Below are 18,139 nucleotides of genomic sequence, written 5' to 3' on the forward strand. Positions count from 1 at the left end.
CCGATCAGCCTTACTCCACTCAGCCTCTGGGGTGTCGGATGGTGGCTGTTCCGTTGTCGCCATCGGCGCTCCTTCAGTTCGGGTCGAGAGGTCTGTCCGCTTGCCCGGACGCGGCGGATTCTCCGCGAACCACGCGGCCACCTCATCCGCACGGAACCGGGGCCGTGTGCTGCCCTCGCCCTCGACGGGCTGCGGGAAGCTGCCGCGCGTCCGGTACGAGTGCACCGACTGCCGGCTGACCCCGTGCTCCAACGCGATCTCCGAGACGGTCATCAAGCGCGGGCTCCCCTCTGGTTCAGGGCTTTTGGGCACGGCAACATCCTCCCCGAACCTCTTGACGTTGTAAAGAGGTTCTGCCAGTCTGGCACTGCGACAACGAGAACGGCCCGGACGGGAGGTGCGAACTCCCGTCCGGGCCAGCCATCCACCTGCTGTAACAGGAGATGACCGTGCCCGATCGTATCGACCCGCAACACCCGAAGCACGACCCCCGCGACTGCCAACTGTGCGCGAGCCTCCGCCACCCCGGACAGTGCGGCGCCGGCCGCGCCCTCGCCAAGCACCTCGCCAAGCACCCCTTCCCGAAGCAGGGGGCCGGCGCATGAGCGAGCAGCAGCCTTGGGAGCCGGGCGTCATCGCCCGCTACCTCACCGTCGGTGGCGCCACCGTCGAACTGGTCGAGAAGCCCGACGAGATCACCGGCAACTGCAACGGATGCCCGGACGAGAGCCACACGTTCCACTTCGACCCATGCTGCACCGGGGCACGAATGGAGCGGTTCGTCACCTCGCAGGCATCCCAGTGGGCTCAGGCCCACGCGGAGAAGTGCCGCGCCCTGCCCCGACCGGGTGGTGCCGCATGAGCCAGCAGCCCACCCCCGTCGCCGACGACCTGCACGCCACCGCCGCGCAACTCCTCGCCCGCGCCGCCCAAGACCGGGCCGCCGCCCAAACAGCCGCCCGCACCAAGCAGGCCGCCGGCGGCACCGAGATCCGGCAAGGCATCCTCCCCGGCGGAGGTACGCGATGAGCACCTTCGAGCAGCGCATGAACGAAGCCAGCGACCGCGTGTACCAGCGCATCGAGGACGGCCTCGTCACCGACGCCGACGCCGAACTCCTCCAGGCCCGGCTCGACGCGAGCACCGAGGAGGACGACTGATGCCGGACACCTTCGGCGGCGAATGGCGCCGTCCCCAGCGCGACGGCCGCGGCCGCTCACAACGCGAGCTCCAGGACCGGGCCAGCTTCGACAACCAGCCCCAACTCGGCTGTGGCGCCGCGCTACTCCTCTGCATCCTCGCCGTCGCCGCGGCGCTCGGGGCGGTGATCTGGTGATGGGACACCTCGCCATGATGCGCACCGAGTCACGTAGGCGCCTGTGCGCCACGTGTAGTCAGCAGATCAAAGGCAAGGTCCGCAAGCAGCGCTGCGAGAACTGCTACCGATCGAGCCTGAGGAAGACGCGCTCCGTAGCCCGTTCATGGTCGGAGCCACGACAACTGAAGTCAGCCAGCCCTGGCGCCAGGGTGCTGGCCGCATGCGAAGCAACTGCTGACGGGTGCTGGCTGTATACCGGCTCGCTGGACGCTGAAGGCTACGGCAGAGCGATCAGGACCGGACCGAAGGAGACCGTCCTTCCCCATCGAGCTGCCTATGCGCACGCCGTTGCTCCCGTCCCTGCCGGGATGCACCTCGACCACACATGCCACAACGCTGATCTTGCCTGCCCCGGGGGGCCAGGCTGCAGGCACCGGCGCTGCGTGAACCCAGCCCACCTGGAGCCCGTCACGGCCGCCGAGAACGCCGCACGAGCTCGGGGACGGGCCAGCGGCTACGACGGCCAGACCCATTGCAAGCACGGACACGAGTTCACGGAGAAGAACACCCGTCTGCGGACCAACCCCAACGGCACTACGTCCAGACAGTGCCGTGCCTGCGCCCTGGCCCGCAACCGACGCGTTCGCCAACAGATCAAGTCCAGCTGACCGCTACTCGGCCCCCACGCTCACCACGTGGGGGCCGGTCCCCGTACCGCTCCCGGAGGAGCACCGTGAAGACCCGCCGCACCCAGACCATCGAGCGGACCCGCCTCGTCCCCCACACCGTCGACGGCGAAACAGAACTCGTCCTCGACCGCGAAAAGATCGAGGTCCCCGCACCGCCCCGCGACTGGGACCAGCTCGTCCGCATCGGCGTCACCATCGGCGCGTGCATCCTCGTCACCGTCGCTCTCGTCTGGAGCACCAGCGCGATCGGCGGACTCCTCGCCCTGTCCGTTGTCGCCGTTGTCGCCTACGCGGCCGCCGTCGCCTTCGACATGACGTGGATCATGTGCATGGCCGTTGAGTGGCTGCTCCGCTACGACCCCGCCCGGGCCAAGACCGCCCGCCGCGCCGGCCGCTGGGCCCTCGCCGTGTCCATGGCCGCCGTATTCGCACACGGCTACGTCTTCGACCAGCCCGTCATCGGCATCGTCGGAGCATCCGTGTCCGCGCTCGCCAAGGGCGGCTGGGGCATTGCGATGCGCGTCCACGCCCGGCCCCTCGACGACCGCACACAGCAGTGGTTCGAGAAGCGCCGCGCCACCCTCGACGGGCAGCTCGCGATGATTCCGATCCGGCGGGAGCTCCTGCGCGGTCAGAGCATGATCGAAGCCGAGCGGCGTGCCCTCGCCGCGGAGAACGGATCCGCGGATCCGGAGACTTCCGGACTTCCGGAAGACGTTCCGGAGGATCCGGATCCCAAGGTCAGCGAGATCCGCTCCGGCCGCGTGACCACGCAGGAAGCGGTCCGGAACGCGTGGGACTCCGGAATCCAGGACCCGGAAGCGGTCCTCCGGATTGTCCGGAGCTCCACCGGAAGGGACGTTCCGCAGAGCAGCGTCGACCGCTACCTCCGCGCGCTGCGAGTGGGTGCGTGATGGGAGAGACGACCCCCGGAGCCGACGAGCTGCGGATGCGCGCCATCCTCAAAAAGCGCGGCGTCGGCCCGGCGGCCGGACCGGTCGAGGACTGGTGGGAGCCGAAGGGGACGCCCCCCGCCGAGGAGCCCGACGAGGAGGAGCGGCCCGCCCCGTTCACCCCGCAGCCCGACTACTGGCCACGCCCCCACGTCCCCGAGGTCCTCACCCGTCCAGGCGTCCGAATGCAGGCAGCCATCGCGCCCGGCACCCGCCGCCTGCTCTACAACGCCAGCGCCGCCGCAGCCGGCTGGGGCCTCGGCCTCTACCAGCAGTTCGCCCACGCGATCGCCGACTGCGGCCAGCAGACCAGCATCGGCGGCGCCATCGTCCTCGGCGTCGGCGCCACCATCCTCATCGCCCACGTCTGGGACCGGCGCACCCGCCACTGGTGGCCCGGCAACGCCTGGGTCGCCCGCATCCCCCTCGCCACCGCCATCCTCGCCGTCGCCCTCTGGGCACCCGCAGCCCCCTGACCAGGAGAGACCTGTGTTCACCAGCATCATCACGGCCGCACCCGCCGCGGTCGGCATCGAGGGCGGGAAGATCCTCGGCATCGTCGGCGCCGGCGGCATCGCCCTCGCGCTCACCGTGATCCTGATCGCCGGGATCCGGGAGCCGAAGGGCGCGCCCGCCGGACCAGGAAACGGAGGTGGAGGTGGTGGGGGGAAGAAGTCCCGACTCCGCAAGCGGCTCACAAGCGACCAGGCACAGTGGACCGGAATCACCGCGGGCACCCTGTACATGACGGCCGGATCGATCTGGACCATCGGCCAGAATCTGTCCGACGCCTACGCGCAGCTCATCACGAACGGTGGGTGGGGGCAGGCCGGCATGGGTGCGGCGTCGCTCGTCCTCGCCAGCATCTTCTACTTCCGGGAGCTGTCCCCGGGGAAGGCCGCGTTTACGGGGATCATCGCGGCCGGGGTGTGGGCGCAGTCCGGGGGGATCTGGGGTCTGCCTCAGGCACTGATCCTGACGGGTGCGCACGCGATCGGAGCCACCTGATGAAGATCATTTCGAGGGTGGGGGAGTGGCTCCTCCCCCGCTGGCTACGCGCCGAACTGCGGCCCGTCCTCGCATTCGCGGGGGCGGGCGCAGCCCTGTGCACCGGCTCCGTCGTCCTCGCCAGCCGCGGGTGGGCATGGCTGTGCGAGCGCCTCGACTGGCGGGAGCGGATCGGCGCCCTCGCGGCCGTCGCCTACCTCACCGGATACGGCTGCCTGCACGCCCCGCACGTCGCCCGCTTCGCCATCCCCGCCATCGTGGTCGGCTGGTGCGTGGCCGCCTGGTGCCACGCCCCCGCAGAGGCCGACGAGCCGAACGAGGACTCAGAAGACGGCCCCACGGAGCCCGACCCGCAGGACGTCACCGACCTCGTCCGCGACCTCATCGGCACCGACACCGGCATCCTCCTCACCGCCCTCTGCCAGCCCCTCCACGCCCCCAGCACCCGGACCGTGAGGGAGCTGCTCGACGCAGCCGGCCTCCCGGTACGCCCCGGCGTGCGCACGGTGCTCGGGAACGGGCCGGGCGTCCACCGCAAGGATCTGCCCGCCCCGCCCCCACCCGCTGACCCGACCCCTTTCGAGGCTGTTGCCGCAGGTGAGGATGCCAACGCCAACGCCAACAACGCGCTGAGGGTGGAGTCCCGAGAGGGGATGACGATCATCAATGATCCGGCAGACTGGCACCGCACGCACTCACTCAAGAAGGCCCGCTGATGCCGTACGTGTACCGCTGCCACAGATGCCGCGCCACATCCCCGCCCGGGACTCGGCACGCGGCCGAGGACGCCCGCCGCGAGCACCGCGACGTCGAGCATGGCGGGCTCGCCCCGGACGGGGAACGCATCGTGCGCGTGCCCGGGAGTACACGGCATCCCGACGGCCGGTACGTGTCCACGGGCGGCCTCCTCGCCGGCCTGGTCCTGCTGGCGTTGGCGGAGACCGTGGCCCGGTTGTGGGGGCGCTGACACCATCCGCCTGCCACACTGGGATGGCGCGCCGGGACCGCCCGGCACCCCCCCCCGAAGCCCCGCCGAGTGTCCCCCCTCTCGGCGGGGTTTCGCCCATTCCCGGGGTGCACTGTCCGTGCCGGCCGCTACGATCCCCGGCACCAACGTCCTTGGGGGGACCATGCGCCACACCACCACCGTCGTTCTACTCGCCGCCGGGCTTGTACTCGCCGGCTGCTCCAACTCGGGGAGCAGCGACGACGCGAAACCAGCCGCGTCCAGTCCGTCCGCTGACCCCGGGGACACGTTCATCTCATCCGTGATCGACGCCCACCTCGACTCCTACGCGGACGGCGTGCCGGCGGTGCCGCCTGCCGTCGAGTTGAAGGTGTTCCCGCCGAAGTGGTGCGCAGCGTTGGACGCGGGGCATTCGGTGGGGTGGATGTTGGACGGGGAGGAGTTGTACCCGGTGGGGGAGACGTGGGGGACGGAGAAGAAGGACGCGTACCAGCTGGTGCTGTTGGGGGTGCGGGCGTACTGCCCGAAGCGGACGGCGCAGGTGAAGGCAGAGTTGCGGGACTTGGGTGCGTACTGACCCTGGCCGTGAAGCGGCCCCGCTCGTTTCCGGGCGGGGCCTTCGTCATGCGGTGGGTTCGTTGCCCGCCTCTGGGAAGAGGTCGCGGCATGAGGAGTAGTGCAGGACGGGGTCTGCCTCCCACTCCCATTGGCCGGTCTTCTTGTCCCACCATCCGTGTCGGTGGTCGGCTGTCACGAACGACATGCTGTAGCCGCCGTGGGACCAGGCGCGCACTACGTCGAGATTCGTGGTTCGGGCGATGCGGCGGGTGGAGCGTGGGCTGAGGCGTTGCGCGCTCACGTCGTGGGCTCCTCGTCCGGGCGCACCGGGCCCGCGCTCGGCGGGTACGCGTCGAAGGCGCAGTTCGGCTCTCGGCCCTCGATCTCCTCGAAGCCCACGCCCAACGGTTCCAGCACGTCCATCAGCTTGTTCGCGAGGGCCTGCGCCTCGCCCCACTGCTCGTACTTGTCCTGGCCAGTGAAGCGCGCCGTCACCGTCACGCGGGCCGCGTTCGCAGCACTGCTGGCCGCGACGGCGAACCCGGTGGTCTTGAAGTACTCGCCGGGTCGCAGGCTCGGCAGGGCGGTGAACCCGGCGGCTGCGAGCTGCTGGGTGACCCAGGCGGCGGCCTCGCTCATCCGGTCTTCTCTTCGCTGCCCGCCGGGCGCTTCTTCTGCGGCCACGTCATGATCCCCTCGTAGTGGCGGCCGGCGTGCCCGGCGGGAAGCTCACAGCGTTCTTTGCCGGAGCTGTTGGGCGCGTCGCCCGGGGCGTTGCACGCGTTGGCGCTGCGGGTCCACGGCCCGGCTGCCGGGCGGTCTGGGAGCTTGGCGCCGGGCCGGCGCATGTACCAGCGGATGAACTCGCGGATCACCTTGCCTCGCGGGCTGCGGCCTTCGGGGTGCACGGCGCGGGTGGCGGCTTCGAAGGGCTCCCATTCGTCGTCGGGGGCGCGGAACTTGCGTTGGGTGTCGTACTCGGTTTCAGCGTCTGGCGTCATGGCGTGAGGATACACCGATTGTGGCCACAACTGAACCGCCCAAGCCCCTTGCTCTGTGGCCACAAGACGAGTAAGTTTGTGGCCACAAGGAAGCGAACGAGGGGGACCAAGATGAACGCCGCAGCCCGCACCCGCCGCAACACCCTCCGCGCCTCAGTCGCCACCACCAAGGCCCTCGGCTACCGCACCCTCAGCGGCATCATCGGCGCCCTCGTCGAGATCGGCCAGCTCATCCGCACCGGCGACTTCCTCCAGCGCCTCGGCGGCAACGACCTCCCCGACGGAAAGAAGTCCTGGTTCGGCCGCCACGTCGCCAAGGCCTACCGCAACGCCACCGGCCACGACGCCCCCAAGGTGTGGACACGACACCGCACCACCGGCAAGTGGATCCACGTCCACGTCTACGGCCCCATCGACGAAGCCCTCTACACCGGCCTCACCAGCTACAAGGGCACCCGCCACCTCCTCGCCGGCACGTACGCGGAGGCGGCCTAAGACCAACTTCACCGCGCAGCCCGTCCCCGACTTCTGCTGGACCTGCGGCGAGACGTTCACCACCGCCGCGCTCGACGCCCACCAGCTGGAGACCGGCCACGAGATGGACCAGGACGACCACCCGCTGCACCAGCCCGCACCCAAGGAGCCCGCCGTGGTCAACGCACGCATCTACGGATACCTCGACGACAACGGCACCCAGAAGATCGGCGGCACCATCACCGCCATCGGCGGCCGGTACGACGACATCAAGGCCGTCCAGTGGGACGACGGCGTCACCACCGACGTTGCCGAACACAACCGGGGCATCTCCTGGGACTACGACGACGAGGACTGACAGCCCCGTCGACTGCCCCGCCACCACCCGCGTCCAGCTCCTCGCCGACGCCCTCGCCACCTGACCGCCGTACGCTCGAACCGCCACCACCACAAGGAGAACCCGCATGGGACGCGAAGTCCGCCGAGTGCCACTCGACTTCGACTGGCCGCTCAACAAGGTCTGGGAAGGCTTCCTGAGCCCCGACAGCCTCGACGGGGAGAAGTGCCCGGACTGCAAGAGCGGCTACTCGCCCCGAGCCGAGAACCTGTACGACCTCTGGTACGGCAAGATCCCCTTCGACCCGGCCACCACGGGATCGACGCCGTGGGACACAGACACCCCCGCCATCCGAGCACGCGCCGAACGGAACATCGCCGAGGCGCCGGACTACTACGGGCGCGGCGAGGCCGCCATCCTCCGCGAGGCCCAAAGGCTCGCCGAGCATTTCAACAGCGGCTGGCTGCACCACCTCGACCAGGACGACGTCAACGCCCTCCTTGCCGCCGACCGGCTTCGGGACTTCACGCACACTTTCGACCCCGAGAAGCGGTGGCAGCCGAAACAGCCCCCGGTCACGCCGACTGCCGCCGAGGTCAACGAGTGGTCCCTGTCCGGCTTCGGCCACGACAGCATCAATGCCAGCGTCGTGATCCGCTCCCGCTGCGAACGAGAGGGTGTCGACGACACCTGCCCCACCTGCCAGGGCCACGCCACCGTCGAGAAGTACGACGGTCAACGCGCCGAAGCCGAAGCGTGGGAACCGACCGACCCGCCGAAGGGCGACGGCTGGCAGCTGTGGGAGACCGTGTCCGAGGGCTCCCCGATCAGCCCCGTGTTCGCCACCGCCGACGGGCTGGCGGCGTGGATGTCCGACCCCGAGCGCGGTGACCGCTGGGTTCCGCAAGAGGTTGCCGCGAAGTTCATTGCCGACGGGTGGGCGCCATCGTTCGCCTCCGGCCCGGGAGTACACGGCCTCGTATCGGGCGTGGAATGGGCTGGCACGCAAGACGACTGACCGTCCCGCCGCATGCCAGAGGGCTCAACCCCCGTCGGGGTTGAGCCCTCCGCCGTACCACCCAACCTTGCGCACCTCGTTACCATCACACCATGGAAACCGGTAACGAACCACCCGTGCCGGCCGAACCCACACCCGGCGCCGGCCCCCAACCCCGCCGCAACCCGGGCGAACGCGACCACACCCGCGACCCACGCGACAGCCGCGGCCGCTTCACCGACACCCTCAACCACGACGAACGCGCCGCCGCCGCCGCCCGCCTCAAAGCCGCCCACCCGAACATGACGTACCAGCAGATCGCGGACGCTGTCGGCTACTGCAACAAGGGCGACGCCTGGCGTGCCGTGCAGAAGTGCCGCACCTCCGTCCTGCAAGCAGCCGGCGCCGAACTCATCGCATCCGAGGCGCGCCTCCTCGACGACATGTTCGCCGAGGCACTCGAAGTCCTCGACCGGGATCACGTCGTCGTCTCCCACGGCAAGGTCATCACCATGCTCGACGAGGAGACGGGCGCGGAGAAGCCGCTCCTCGACGACGGGCCGAAGCTGGCCGCGCTGCGGGAGATGCGGGCGATCCGCGAGTCGTACCGCAAGCTCCACGGCTTGGATCAGCCCGCTCAGGTGACGGTGTCCGGCGCTGTCCGGTACGAAGTAGTCGGGGTGGACCCGGCGGATCTCAAGTGACGACGGCGCTCGACCAGGACGCGATCGTCCGGTACGAGCCGCGTGGCGCGGCGCAGCAGCTGTTCAAGGCGCGGGACTCCGAGGTGTTCATCGCCGGCCCGGCCGGCACAGGCAAGTCGCTGGCGTCGCTGTTCCGGCTGCACCTGACCGCGCTGCACAACCCGGACGCCCGCTTCCTGATCGTCCGTAAGACGGCCGTGTCCCTCGGCTCGACGACGCTGGTCACCTACGAGAAGAAGGTGGCGCAGGACGCGCTCGCCCGCGGCATCGTGAAGTGGTTCGGGGGCAGCCCGCGTGAGGCGCCCGGGTACCGGTACTCGAACGGGTCGAAGATCGACGTCGGGGGGATGGACAAACCCGAGAAGATCATGTCCGCTGAATATGATCTCGTGTTCGCCGACGAGGCCACCGAGCTCACCCTCACCGACTGGGAATCCATCGGCACCCGGCTGCGCAACGGGAAGCTGTCGTGGCAGCAGCAGGTCGGCGCCTGCAACCCGGGCCACCCCACGCATTGGATCAAGCAGCGCTGCGACCAGGGCCAGTCGAAGATGCTGCTGTCCCGGCACGCCGACAACCCGGCCTACGTGAACACCGACGGCAGCCTCACCGACGCGGGCGCGGACTACTTCAAGAAGCTCGACGCGCTCACCGGGGTGCGGAAGCTCCGCCTGCGCGACGGTCTTTGGGCTGCGGCCGAGGGCCTCATCTTCGAGGACTTCGACGAGACGGTGCACCTCGTCGACCCGTTCGCCGTCCCCGAAAGCTGGACGCGGTGGCTGACGGTCGACTTCGGATTCCGGAACCCGATGGTCATGCAGTGGTGGGCCGAAGATCATGACGGCCGCCTGTTCCTGTACCGGGAGCTCTACCACACGCAGCGCCTGGTCGAGGACATGGCGAAGCAGGCGAAGCGGCTGATGCAACACCCGTCCGGGCAGTGGAAGGAGCCGCGGCCGCGCGCGGTGATCTGCGACCACGACGCGGAAGACCGGGCCACGCTGGAGAAGCATCTCGGGCTGGGCACGAGCGCGGCGACGAAGGCGGTGAGCACCGGGTTGCAGGCGGTGCAGTCCCGGCTGAAGGCGGCGGGGGACGGCCGGCCGCGTCTGTTCATCGTGCGGGGTGCGCTGGTTGAGCGGGATGCGGAGTTGGACTCTGCGCGTAAGCCGGCGTCGACCGAGGAGGAGGTGACGGGCTACGTGTGGGCGGTGAAGCCGGGCGGCACGTCGCCGGAGGCCCCGCTGAAGGAAAACGACCACGGCATGGACGCCATGCGCTACATGGTCGCGGAGCGGGATCTCGGTGGCCGTCCGCAGATGAGGTGGGTGGGATGACGACGCTTGTAGGGTTCCTACAGATCCAGGCCGCGCGGCGCGAGAGGGTGCGAATCGTGACAAAGGAGCGTCGTCGCAGGCTGACGCGAGGATTGAATACGGCTATGCCGGTCCTACTTGACACGACTGGGACTATGCTCTTGTCGGGATCAGTCATGCTGGTGAACGTCGCGGCCGGAGTAGCAGCCGTCGGCCTCAGCCTGATCGTCCTCAACTGGCGGTTCTACGGCGGGAAATAGCGAGAGGGGGCGGTGGTGGGCAGAACCCTCCTCGGCTCCCTCGGTCAAGCCGCCGCCGCCTTCACCAACCGCGCCCCCATCGCCCTCGCCCCCACCGCAGGCCGCGCCGGACTCGTATCGAGCATCGTCCGCCCCGCCGGCCAGGAAGCGCAGATGCGCGCCATGGGCAGCGTGGGCACCTTGTTCGCGATCGTCGAGCGGATCACCACCGCATACAGCCAGGTCGAATGGCACCTGTACCGCAGCGCGAAGTCCGGCCGCGTCGAGGACCGTGTCGAGGTCACCTCACACGCCGCCCTCGATCTGTGGACGCAGCCCAACAGCTTCATGACCGGCCCACAGTGGCGTGAGGCAACCCAGCAGCATGAGGAACTCACCGGCGAGCAGTGGTGGGTGATCGCCAGGCATGAGCGGTCGTCGATCCCGCTGGAGCTGTGGTTTGCCCGCCCGGACCGTATGACCCCCAACCCGGACCGGGACACGTTCCTGTCCGACTACACGTACTCGTCGCCGTCCGGTGAGCAGGTCCCCCTCGGTGTCGACGACGTCATCATGCTGCGCCGCCCCAACCCGCTGGACCCGTACCGCGGGTGGGGCCCGGTGCAGACACTCCTCGCCGACCTGGACTCCAGCAGGGCTAGCGCCGAGTGGAACGCGAACTTCTTCCGAAACTCGGCGCAGCCCGGCGGCATCGTCGAGGTCGACAAGCGTCTGTCGGATGACGAGTTCAACGAGTTCCGTGACCGCTGGAACGAACAGCACCGCGGCGTCTCCAACGCCCACAGGGTTGCTGTCCTGGAGAACGGGCTGAAGTGGCAGGACCGGGCGTTCACGCAGCGGGATATGCAGTTCACTGAACTCCGCGACCTCAACCGGGAGATCATCCGCGAGGCGTTCGGCTTCCCCAAGCCGATGTTGGGCACCGTGGATGACGCGAACCGGGCGAACATGGAAGCCGCCGAAGACATTTTCGCGAAATGGCTCGTCCGCACGAGACTGCGGCGCACCCGGCAAGCCCTCAACACCCGCCTGCTGCCCTTGTACGGGGCCATGGGCAACGGCCTGGAATTCGACTTCGCCGACCCGGTCACCGGGGACGTCGAGATGGAATCCAAGCAGCTCACCGCGCAGGCCAACGCGGCCGCAGCCCTCGTGAACGTCGGGTTTGACCCGGCGGGCACCCTGTCCGCGGTCGGCCTGCCAGACATCCCCTTCACGCGCCCGCCCGCTACCGCGCCCCAGGCTGCAACGGCCCCCACCGCCCTCCTCGACCGCCCCCGCGCGGCGCTCCCCGCAGCACCCACGGCATGGGATCGCGCAGTCGCGCACCTCCTCAACGCGCAGGACGCCAACCCCCTGGACCAGGTTCGCGCCGACCAGGAAGACGCACTCTCCCAACTCCTCGACCGGTGGACCCCCATCGAAGCCGCATGGGTCAGCGACCTCGGCGACCAAATCCACACCGCCATCAACGACGACAACGCAGCAGCCCTCGCCCTCCTCACCGTCGACAGCGACCGTGCGGCCGGGGTGCTGCGGGAGGCGCTCGGCGGCATGGCGCAGCGCGCGGCCGGCCGGATGGTCGACGAGGCCGCAGCGCAGGGCGTCACCGTGGATGTGCCCGAGTTGGATCAGTCACTGACGAACCGGCTGGACGCCGGGGCGCTGCGGGCCGCGTTCGGGTCGGAGCTGGTGGAGTTCGCTGCGGCGACGGCCGGGCTCCTCGGCTCGGGTCTGGCTGCGGCCGCCGGGCGTGAGGCGCTGCGCCTGTTCACCCCAGGCGCCGACGGCAGCGCCGTCGCCGACCAGGTGAAGGGCTTCCTGCGTGGCCTGTCGAACCGGCTGAAGCTGGACCAGCTCGGCGGCGCCCTGCACCGGGCTACCAACACGGGCCGGGTCGCTGTCCTGGAGGCCGCGCCGACAGCCACGTACACGGCGAGCGAGGTCAACGACGCCAACCGGTGCGGCCCCTGCGCGGAGATCGACGGCACCGAGTTTTCCGGGCTTGACGCGGTACGGGCCGCCTACGGTGCCGGTCCGTACCGGCTGTGCCAGGGCGGGATTCGCTGCCGCGGCACGGTCGTAGCGAGGTGGGTGTGATGGCTGCTCGCCGCTTTCGCGCGCCTCGCCATGTGACTGCAACTGTTGAATTGCTGAACCGCCCGGGAGGGCCGATGCCACCGAAGACGGCGCGTCCACGGGCGCAGCTGCGGCAGGGCCGCAACGACTGGTACCGGATCGAGAACCTCGCGGGTGGTACCGCGGCGGTCTACATCTATGACGAGATCGGCTATTGGGGTGTCACCGCCTCCGATTTCGTGGCCGAGTTGTCGGAGATGCAGAACGTCACGGCGATCGACCTGCACATCAACTCCCCTGGTGGGGAGGTCTTCGACGGCCTGGCGATCATGAACTGTCTGCGGTCTCACCCCGCATCGGTCACGACGTACGTGGACGGCCTCGCCGCGTCGATCGCCTCGGTCATCGCCATGGCAGGGGACCGGATCGTGATGGGCCCCCACTCGCAGCTGATGGTTCACGAAGGCTCGGGCCTGTGCATCGGTGACGCCGCTGAGATGCGGAAGATGGCCGACCTCCTGGATTTCCAGTCCGACAACATCGCCGGCGTCTACCAGGCGCGCGCGGGCGGCACGGTCGAGGAGTGGCGGGCGGTGATGCTCGCCGAGACCTGGTACACGGCTGAAGAGGCTGTCACGGCGGGGCTGGCCGACGAGGTGGCGCAACGCCCCACGACCGTCACTGAACCCGCAGCGCCCGCGTCGGCGGCGATGGGCAACACGTGGGACCTGTCGGTGTTCCGGTACGCGGGCCGTGATGCCGCCCCGCCGCCGAGGAACGCCATCGAGCCCGCGACGCTACCAGCGGTAGAGACGTCGGCGCCGGCCGAGCCTGACCCGCTGCCGGATGCCGAGGCCACCAGCATCACCGAGCCGGAGCCTGCCGTCGAAAAGCCCCCGGCCGTCGTAGAGACCGAGCCGGCAGCCGTCGAAGAGACGGACGTCGCCCCCCTAGATACCGAGTGGGCCGAACTCAGCGCCCACCTCGCCACCGCGTCGCCCACAGGGGACGACGTGTTCGCACGCCTGAAGGAGGCACTTCTGTGAAGACCATCACCCCCGGGCAGCGAGCACGCCTGGCCGCCATGGGTCTGACCCCCCGCCACGTCGGCCGCGTGTTCAACCGCACCGCCGCTCCCGCCGTCCCCGACGGTGTCGCCGTCCCCAAGAACGGCGACGAACTCGCCCAGATGATGGGTGACAACGACTGGCTGGGCAAGGTCATGGCCAGCCGCGACGGCCTCCACGGCGTCATGGCCGCCTACGGCGCCAAGGCGCAGGGCGACGGCACCGACCTCAACCGCATGGTCGCCGAGGAGACGCAGAAGCAGCTCGCGAACTACCTCCGCGAGAAGGACGTCGATGGCGACAACGCCGACCGCATCAAGCGGCTTCCCCTCGACCCGCAGAACAAGCGCGGCAACACCCGCATGCTCACGTCCTACGGGCAGGGCGCGGCACACAACCCCAACGCGCCCGGGGCGACGATCGACGCGAAGTTCAACAGCGCCGTCGACTACCTCAACACGATCTGGCACCTCAACACGGCCCCCGACAACCTCGCCCGCCTCGCCGAGCTCCGCAACGCCGCCTCGTCGGTGTCGCCGGCAGACGGCGGGTTCCTCGTGCCGGAGACGCTGCGTTCGCAGCTGCTGGAGATCGCGCTGGAAAAGGCCGTGGTCCGGCCGAACGCCACCGTCATCCCGATGGACAGCGCCCGAGTGCCGTTCCCGGCGATCGACGTCAGCTCCAACGCGTCGTCCGTGTTCGGCGGCATGGTCGCCTACTGGGGTGAGGAGTCGGCGGCCCTGACCGACGCGAACCCCAAGTTCCTGCGTATCGAGCTCGACGCGAAGAAGCTCACCGGCCTGTCCGTGGTGCCGAACGAGCTGCTGCAGGACTCCGCGATCTCCTTCTCCGCGCTGATCGAGCGGCTGTGGCCGCTCACCCTCGCGTTCGAGGAAGATTCCAAGTTCATGACCGGCACCGGCGTCGGTGAGCCCCTCGGGTTCCTCGGCTCCGCGAACTCCGCGGCGGTCGCCGTGCCGGCCGAGTCCGGGCAGCCGTCGGCGACGATCGTGTACGAGAACGTCGTCAACATGTACGCGCGGATGCTGCCGTCCTCACTGAACAACGCGGTGTGGCTCGTCTCCCCGGACGCGATCCCGCAGCTGTACACCATGGCCCTCAGCGTGGGTACCGGCGGCAACTCGGTGTTCATCGTCAACGCGGCCGGCCCCGGCCCGGCGACCCTGTTCGGCCGTCCGATCATCGTGTCGGAGAAGGCGAACACCCTCGGCTCCCGCGGCGACATCGCGTTCGTGGACCTCACCTACTACCTGGTCGGCGACCGGCAGTCGATGTCCGCGTCGTCGTCCACGGACTACAAGTTCGGCAACGACCAGACCGCGTTCCGCATCATCCAGCGCGTCGACGGCCGCCCGTGGATCAAGTCCGCGATCACCCCGAAGAACGGCGGCAACAGCCTCACCCCGTTCGTCGAGCTCGCCGCACGTCCGTAACACCCGGCCAGCCCCGGCAGTGACGCCCCGGGGCTGGCTACCACCCGGGTCGGCAGTGTCGCCCCGACAGGGACCCACAGACTAGGAGAAACCCGCGATGGCTCAGAACGCACTCGGCAGGCTGGTGAACTTCACCCCCGCCGCCGACGGCAAGTGGATCAACCTCAGGGAAGCCGGAGGGATCCTCTACGAGTGCTACCTGTCCGGCGCCGCCGGCGACACGTACACGCTGCAGGAAGCCAAGGACGCCTCCGGTACCGGGGCACAGAACCTGGCGGTCGTCACCGAGTACTGGACGAACACCGGCGACGGCTCGGACGCGTGGACGCGGCGCACGCAGGCCGCTGCGGCGACGGTCGTCACGGCCGCCGCGGCGACGCAGAACGCGATGGCGTTCGAGGTGTCCAACACGTCCCTGTCCGACACGTACAAGTTCGTGAAGGTCACGTCCACGGGCGCGGGCACGGTCAACGCGAACACCCGCGACCTGATGACGCAGCGCGCCCCGGCGAGCCTGCCCGCGATGGGGGTCTGACATGACAACGATCCTTCAGGGCAACCAGCTGCGGAAGCTGCTGTACGGGAACACCGTCTCCAACGCGGCTGGGAAGACCGTTCCGCAGAACGCCACGTCCACGATCTTCACGGTGACCGGTGGCCGTGTCCTGGTCACCGGCCTGTTCGGGAAGGTGACCACGGTCATCGCCGGTACCACCCCGGCCGCGAAGATCGTATCGACGCCGACCGTCGGCACAGCCGTCGATGTGTGCTCGGCGACGGCCATCACCGGCAAGGAAGTCGGCGCCCTGCTGGGCCTGGCTGGCACCGTCGGGACCGCGTTGAACGTGCAGAACGCGGGCGCCGGTGCGGCGCTCCCGTCGGCGATTCAGGTCCCGGCCGGGACTCTCGGCGTGAACGTGTCGGCGGCGGACGCGACGGGGGCGATCCAGTGGACGCTCACGTACGTGCCACTGGACGACGGCGCTGCTGTGACGGCGGCCTGACATGGCGCTGTGGATCTGCACCGGCTGCACCACCCGCTACTCGGTGGGTGCAGTCCGGTGTCCGCAGTGCGGCAGTACCGAGTACGTCGAGGAGGGAGCAGAGGACATGGCGAAGATCACCGTGCACGGCGGTCCGTCGAACGCGGCCGCCGAGCCCGAGCCGGAGGCGGGTGAGGACGTATCAGCTGGGAGCAGCTCCGAGACATCGTCCGAGAAGCCAGAGAGCTTGTCCGAGCTGAGCGAGACGCCGGACCGCTCGCCTGCCCCAACGACGGAGAGCCGCTCCAGCAAGGGCCGGACGGGCAGCCGTTCTGCGCGTGGGACGGGTGGCGGCCAGGCGGACGGTACGTCGGAGACCAGCTCCGCTGACAGCGGCGGTAGGGCGTGAAGCCCAGCGTGGGTCGCGTCGTCCACTACCGCAGCTTCGGCACTCCGGGCGGAGAGTACGCCTCGGAGTGTCGCGCCGCGGTCGTGACCGAGGTGCCGCAGTACCTGACGCAGGAGCCGATGGACGGTTGCCCGAACGGCACGGACGGCGAGTGGATCGCATCGCTGGCCGTGCTCGGTCCGAGCGGCACGTTCTTCGATCGCAACGTGCGCCAGGACGAGGACTCGCGCGATGGCGGTACGTGGCACTGGCCCGAGCGCACCGACTGACGTACTGAATGACGAGTCAGGAGAGGAGGAGAGCAGGATGACCGCAACCGGATACGTGTCCACCAACGGCGACCCCCGCAAGGTGGACGTCGCAGGCGACACCATGACCGGGGATCTCGTGCTGCCCGACTCCTCCCCAGACACCGCCCTGTCCGCCGCGTCGAGGGGCTACGTCGACGCGACTGTCGCCGACCTACTGCCCCTCACCGGCGGCACCGTCACCGGCGACCTCACCGTCGAAGACGCCAACCTCGTCGTCGACTCCACCGGTACAGCCATCAACGGCGTCGATCGCGGCAGCACTTCCGCCTATGCGGCGTACGCGCTACGGACGGCGGGCGTGGACCGGTGGGCGTGGCAGATGTCCCCGGGCTCGCAGGATCTCCACCTGGTGGATTCCGCGAACGGCGCCGAGGTTCTCCGCGTCACCCCGGGTGTAACCCCTGCCGTCACCTTCACCGCTGACGTCACGTTCGCTGGGGCAGGTGGCGGCGGTGGTACGACGGTCCGGACCGTCGACGAGCGGATCACTGCTGGCGATGTGACGTTGCCTTCCGCCGGCTCGTGGGCGATCGCAACGTCCGGGAGTACACCGCTGGCGGCCTCGATCACGGCGGCTGTCGGAGACCGCATCCAGGCCAGTCCGAGTTTCATGCGCGCGGGCGGCGGATCCTTCCTCGACCTGGCCATCCTCAACTCCGCTGGCACTATCTCCCGTTACCTGGGAACGGATTCGGCCAGCCCGCTGCTGGAGGGCCACCCGGCCTACTATCCGCAAGCGGCCAGCTTCCCGGGGACCCCCGGCACAATGCAGATCGTCGTCGGCTCCGGCGAGGTCGACGGTAGCGGGAAGGCCACGATCGCCCTGGTCTACCAGGGCACGGGCGGCGAGACCGTGTACGCCTCGGCCACCTACCCGTTCTACCTGCTGCTCACCAACATCGGCGGTGAGCCGGCATGACCGAGACCATCGCAGGCCAGCCGGTCACGCTCCTGTCGCAGTGGTACGACACCCTCGGCGGCAGCCTCACCGACCTCGACGCCACCCCCACCATCACCGTCACCAGCGTCGCCACCGGGGCAACTGCACTGGCCGCAACCAGTAGCGGCGTCACCCACCCGGGCCTCGGCTCCTACGGCTACGCCTGGACGCCTGCCGGCACGCTCACCCCGGGCGTGTACCTCGCGACCTGGTCCGGCCTCAAGAGCGCCACCCCGGTCACCGCGACGGAGACCGTCACCGTCGTCGCCGCGGCCAGTGCGGACGCCACCAACACGTCACCGGAAGGCGTCTGG

The 18,139-nt window shown here is 69.5% G+C and carries 28 protein-coding genes; 24 read left to right on the top strand and 4 right to left on the bottom strand.

From position 1 onward, the window contains the following. A partial coding sequence (locus ABZT03_RS38725; RefSeq protein WP_356048150.1) for a helix-turn-helix domain-containing protein occupies window positions 1–273 on the bottom strand: 273 nt, incomplete at its 3' end. Between the two features lie 176 nt (window positions 274–449). Between ABZT03_RS38725 and ABZT03_RS38730 the strand changes: the two genes are divergently transcribed. The 11 genes from ABZT03_RS38730 (at window position 450) to ABZT03_RS38780 (ending at window position 5,512) form a co-directional block, all read left to right on the top strand. Further along, window positions 450–605, top strand: a complete 156-nt coding sequence (locus tag ABZT03_RS38730) for a hypothetical protein (protein WP_356048152.1) — start codon at window positions 450–452, stop codon at window positions 603–605. Then, the gene (locus ABZT03_RS38735) at window positions 602–862 is read left to right on the top strand and encodes a hypothetical protein (RefSeq protein ID WP_356048154.1); all 261 of its coding nucleotides are present in this window, start codon (window positions 602–604) and stop codon (window positions 860–862) included. The genes ABZT03_RS38730 and ABZT03_RS38735 overlap by 4 nt, the downstream gene beginning before the upstream one ends. After that, window positions 859–1,029, top strand: a complete 171-nt coding sequence (locus tag ABZT03_RS38740; protein WP_356048156.1) for a hypothetical protein — start codon at window positions 859–861, stop codon at window positions 1,027–1,029. Before ABZT03_RS38735 ends, ABZT03_RS38740 begins: the two co-directional genes overlap by 4 nt. Beyond that, window positions 1,026–1,160 (top strand): hypothetical protein, encoded by a 135-nt coding sequence (locus tag ABZT03_RS38745; RefSeq protein ID WP_356048158.1) that lies wholly within the window; start codon window positions 1,026–1,028, stop codon window positions 1,158–1,160. Before ABZT03_RS38740 ends, ABZT03_RS38745 begins: the two co-directional genes overlap by 4 nt. Then, a complete protein-coding gene (locus ABZT03_RS38750) occupies window positions 1,160–1,336 on the top strand; it encodes a hypothetical protein (RefSeq protein WP_356048160.1) in 177 nt (58 codons plus the stop codon). The genes ABZT03_RS38745 and ABZT03_RS38750 overlap by 1 nt, the downstream gene beginning before the upstream one ends. Before the next feature lie 715 nt (window positions 1,337–2,051). Then, complete coding sequence (locus tag ABZT03_RS38755) at window positions 2,052–2,921, top strand: protein transporter Sec31 (protein ID WP_356048161.1); 870 nt, start codon at window positions 2,052–2,054, stop codon at window positions 2,919–2,921. Beyond that, window positions 2,921–3,436, top strand: a complete 516-nt coding sequence (locus tag ABZT03_RS38760; protein WP_356048163.1) for a hypothetical protein — start codon at window positions 2,921–2,923, stop codon at window positions 3,434–3,436. Before ABZT03_RS38755 ends, ABZT03_RS38760 begins: the two co-directional genes overlap by 1 nt. Before the next feature lie 13 nt (window positions 3,437–3,449). Then, entirely contained in the window at window positions 3,450–3,968 is a 519-nt protein-coding gene (locus ABZT03_RS38765; RefSeq protein WP_356048165.1) for a hypothetical protein, read from the top strand. Then, window positions 3,968–4,684, top strand: coding sequence for a hypothetical protein (locus tag ABZT03_RS38770; RefSeq protein ID WP_356048167.1), 717 nt, complete (start codon window positions 3,968–3,970; stop codon window positions 4,682–4,684). Before ABZT03_RS38765 ends, ABZT03_RS38770 begins: the two co-directional genes overlap by 1 nt. Continuing rightward, window positions 4,684–4,935: a hypothetical protein gene (locus tag ABZT03_RS38775; protein WP_356048169.1), complete on the top strand. Its 252-nt coding sequence runs from the start codon at window positions 4,684–4,686 to the stop codon at window positions 4,933–4,935. Before ABZT03_RS38770 ends, ABZT03_RS38775 begins: the two co-directional genes overlap by 1 nt. A gap of 163 nt (window positions 4,936–5,098) precedes the next feature. Then, complete coding sequence (locus ABZT03_RS38780) at window positions 5,099–5,512, top strand: hypothetical protein (protein WP_356048171.1); 414 nt, start codon at window positions 5,099–5,101, stop codon at window positions 5,510–5,512. A 45-nt stretch (window positions 5,513–5,557) separates the two neighbouring features. On the opposite strand, the gene ABZT03_RS38785 is transcribed toward ABZT03_RS38780, so the two are convergent. The 3 genes from ABZT03_RS38785 to ABZT03_RS38795 are packed head-to-tail and all read right to left on the bottom strand — an operon-like array spanning window position 5,558 to window position 6,494. Further along, window positions 5,558–5,794: a hypothetical protein gene (locus tag ABZT03_RS38785; protein ID WP_356048173.1), complete on the bottom strand. Its 237-nt coding sequence runs from the start codon at window positions 5,792–5,794 to the stop codon at window positions 5,558–5,560. After that, window positions 5,791–6,132 carry a hypothetical protein gene (locus ABZT03_RS38790; protein WP_356048175.1) on the bottom strand — a complete coding sequence of 114 codons (342 nt, stop codon included), beginning with the start codon at window positions 6,130–6,132 and terminating at the stop codon, window positions 5,791–5,793. The genes ABZT03_RS38785 and ABZT03_RS38790 overlap by 4 nt, the downstream gene beginning before the upstream one ends. Next, window positions 6,129–6,494: a hypothetical protein gene (locus ABZT03_RS38795; protein WP_356048177.1), complete on the bottom strand. Its 366-nt coding sequence runs from the start codon at window positions 6,492–6,494 to the stop codon at window positions 6,129–6,131. The genes ABZT03_RS38790 and ABZT03_RS38795 overlap by 4 nt, the downstream gene beginning before the upstream one ends. Before the next feature lie 111 nt (window positions 6,495–6,605). On the opposite strand from ABZT03_RS38795, the gene ABZT03_RS38800 reads away from it, so the two are divergent. From ABZT03_RS38800 to ABZT03_RS38860, 13 genes are all read left to right on the top strand, one after another. After that, window positions 6,606–6,989 (top strand): hypothetical protein, encoded by a 384-nt coding sequence (locus tag ABZT03_RS38800; RefSeq protein WP_356048179.1) that lies wholly within the window; start codon window positions 6,606–6,608, stop codon window positions 6,987–6,989. A 103-nt stretch (window positions 6,990–7,092) separates the two neighbouring features. Continuing rightward, window positions 7,093–7,326, top strand: coding sequence for a hypothetical protein (locus tag ABZT03_RS38805; RefSeq protein WP_356048181.1), 234 nt, complete (start codon window positions 7,093–7,095; stop codon window positions 7,324–7,326). 106 nt (window positions 7,327–7,432) lie between these two features. Further along, a complete protein-coding gene (locus tag ABZT03_RS38810; RefSeq protein ID WP_356048183.1) occupies window positions 7,433–8,323 on the top strand; it encodes a hypothetical protein in 891 nt (296 codons plus the stop codon). A 92-nt stretch (window positions 8,324–8,415) separates the two neighbouring features. After that, entirely contained in the window at window positions 8,416–9,006 is a 591-nt protein-coding gene (locus ABZT03_RS38815; RefSeq protein ID WP_356048185.1) for a hypothetical protein, read from the top strand. Continuing rightward, window positions 9,003–10,343 carry a phage terminase large subunit gene (locus tag ABZT03_RS38820; RefSeq protein ID WP_356048187.1) on the top strand — a complete coding sequence of 447 codons (1,341 nt, stop codon included), beginning with the start codon at window positions 9,003–9,005 and terminating at the stop codon, window positions 10,341–10,343. The genes ABZT03_RS38815 and ABZT03_RS38820 overlap by 4 nt, the downstream gene beginning before the upstream one ends. A gap of 254 nt (window positions 10,344–10,597) precedes the next feature. Beyond that, window positions 10,598–12,682 carry a phage portal protein gene (locus ABZT03_RS38825; RefSeq protein ID WP_356048189.1) on the top strand — a complete coding sequence of 695 codons (2,085 nt, stop codon included), beginning with the start codon at window positions 10,598–10,600 and terminating at the stop codon, window positions 12,680–12,682. Further along, the gene (locus ABZT03_RS38830) at window positions 12,682–13,707 is read left to right on the top strand and encodes a head maturation protease, ClpP-related (protein ID WP_356048191.1); all 1,026 of its coding nucleotides are present in this window, start codon (window positions 12,682–12,684) and stop codon (window positions 13,705–13,707) included. Before ABZT03_RS38825 ends, ABZT03_RS38830 begins: the two co-directional genes overlap by 1 nt. Beyond that, window positions 13,704–15,182 (top strand): phage major capsid protein, encoded by a 1,479-nt coding sequence (locus ABZT03_RS38835; RefSeq protein WP_356048193.1) that lies wholly within the window; start codon window positions 13,704–13,706, stop codon window positions 15,180–15,182. Before ABZT03_RS38830 ends, ABZT03_RS38835 begins: the two co-directional genes overlap by 4 nt. Before the next feature lie 97 nt (window positions 15,183–15,279). Beyond that, the gene (locus ABZT03_RS38840; RefSeq protein ID WP_356048195.1) at window positions 15,280–15,717 is read left to right on the top strand and encodes a hypothetical protein; all 438 of its coding nucleotides are present in this window, start codon (window positions 15,280–15,282) and stop codon (window positions 15,715–15,717) included. A gap of 1 nt (window position 15,718) precedes the next feature. Beyond that, window positions 15,719–16,186 (top strand): hypothetical protein, encoded by a 468-nt coding sequence (locus ABZT03_RS38845; protein ID WP_356048197.1) that lies wholly within the window; start codon window positions 15,719–15,721, stop codon window positions 16,184–16,186. Between the two features lie 396 nt (window positions 16,187–16,582). Continuing rightward, window positions 16,583–16,843 carry a hypothetical protein gene (locus ABZT03_RS38850; RefSeq protein ID WP_356048199.1) on the top strand — a complete coding sequence of 87 codons (261 nt, stop codon included), beginning with the start codon at window positions 16,583–16,585 and terminating at the stop codon, window positions 16,841–16,843. 37 nt (window positions 16,844–16,880) lie between these two features. After that, window positions 16,881–17,804 (top strand): hypothetical protein, encoded by a 924-nt coding sequence (locus tag ABZT03_RS38855; RefSeq protein ID WP_356048201.1) that lies wholly within the window; start codon window positions 16,881–16,883, stop codon window positions 17,802–17,804. After that, window positions 17,801–18,139: hypothetical protein (locus ABZT03_RS38860; RefSeq protein WP_356048203.1), on the top strand; the 339-nt coding region annotated here is incomplete at its 3' end. The genes ABZT03_RS38855 and ABZT03_RS38860, both read left to right, overlap by 4 nt.

Source organism: Streptomyces sp. NPDC005574 (assembly GCF_040605435.1).
Taxonomy (GTDB): domain Bacteria; phylum Actinomycetota; class Actinomycetes; order Streptomycetales; family Streptomycetaceae; genus Streptomyces.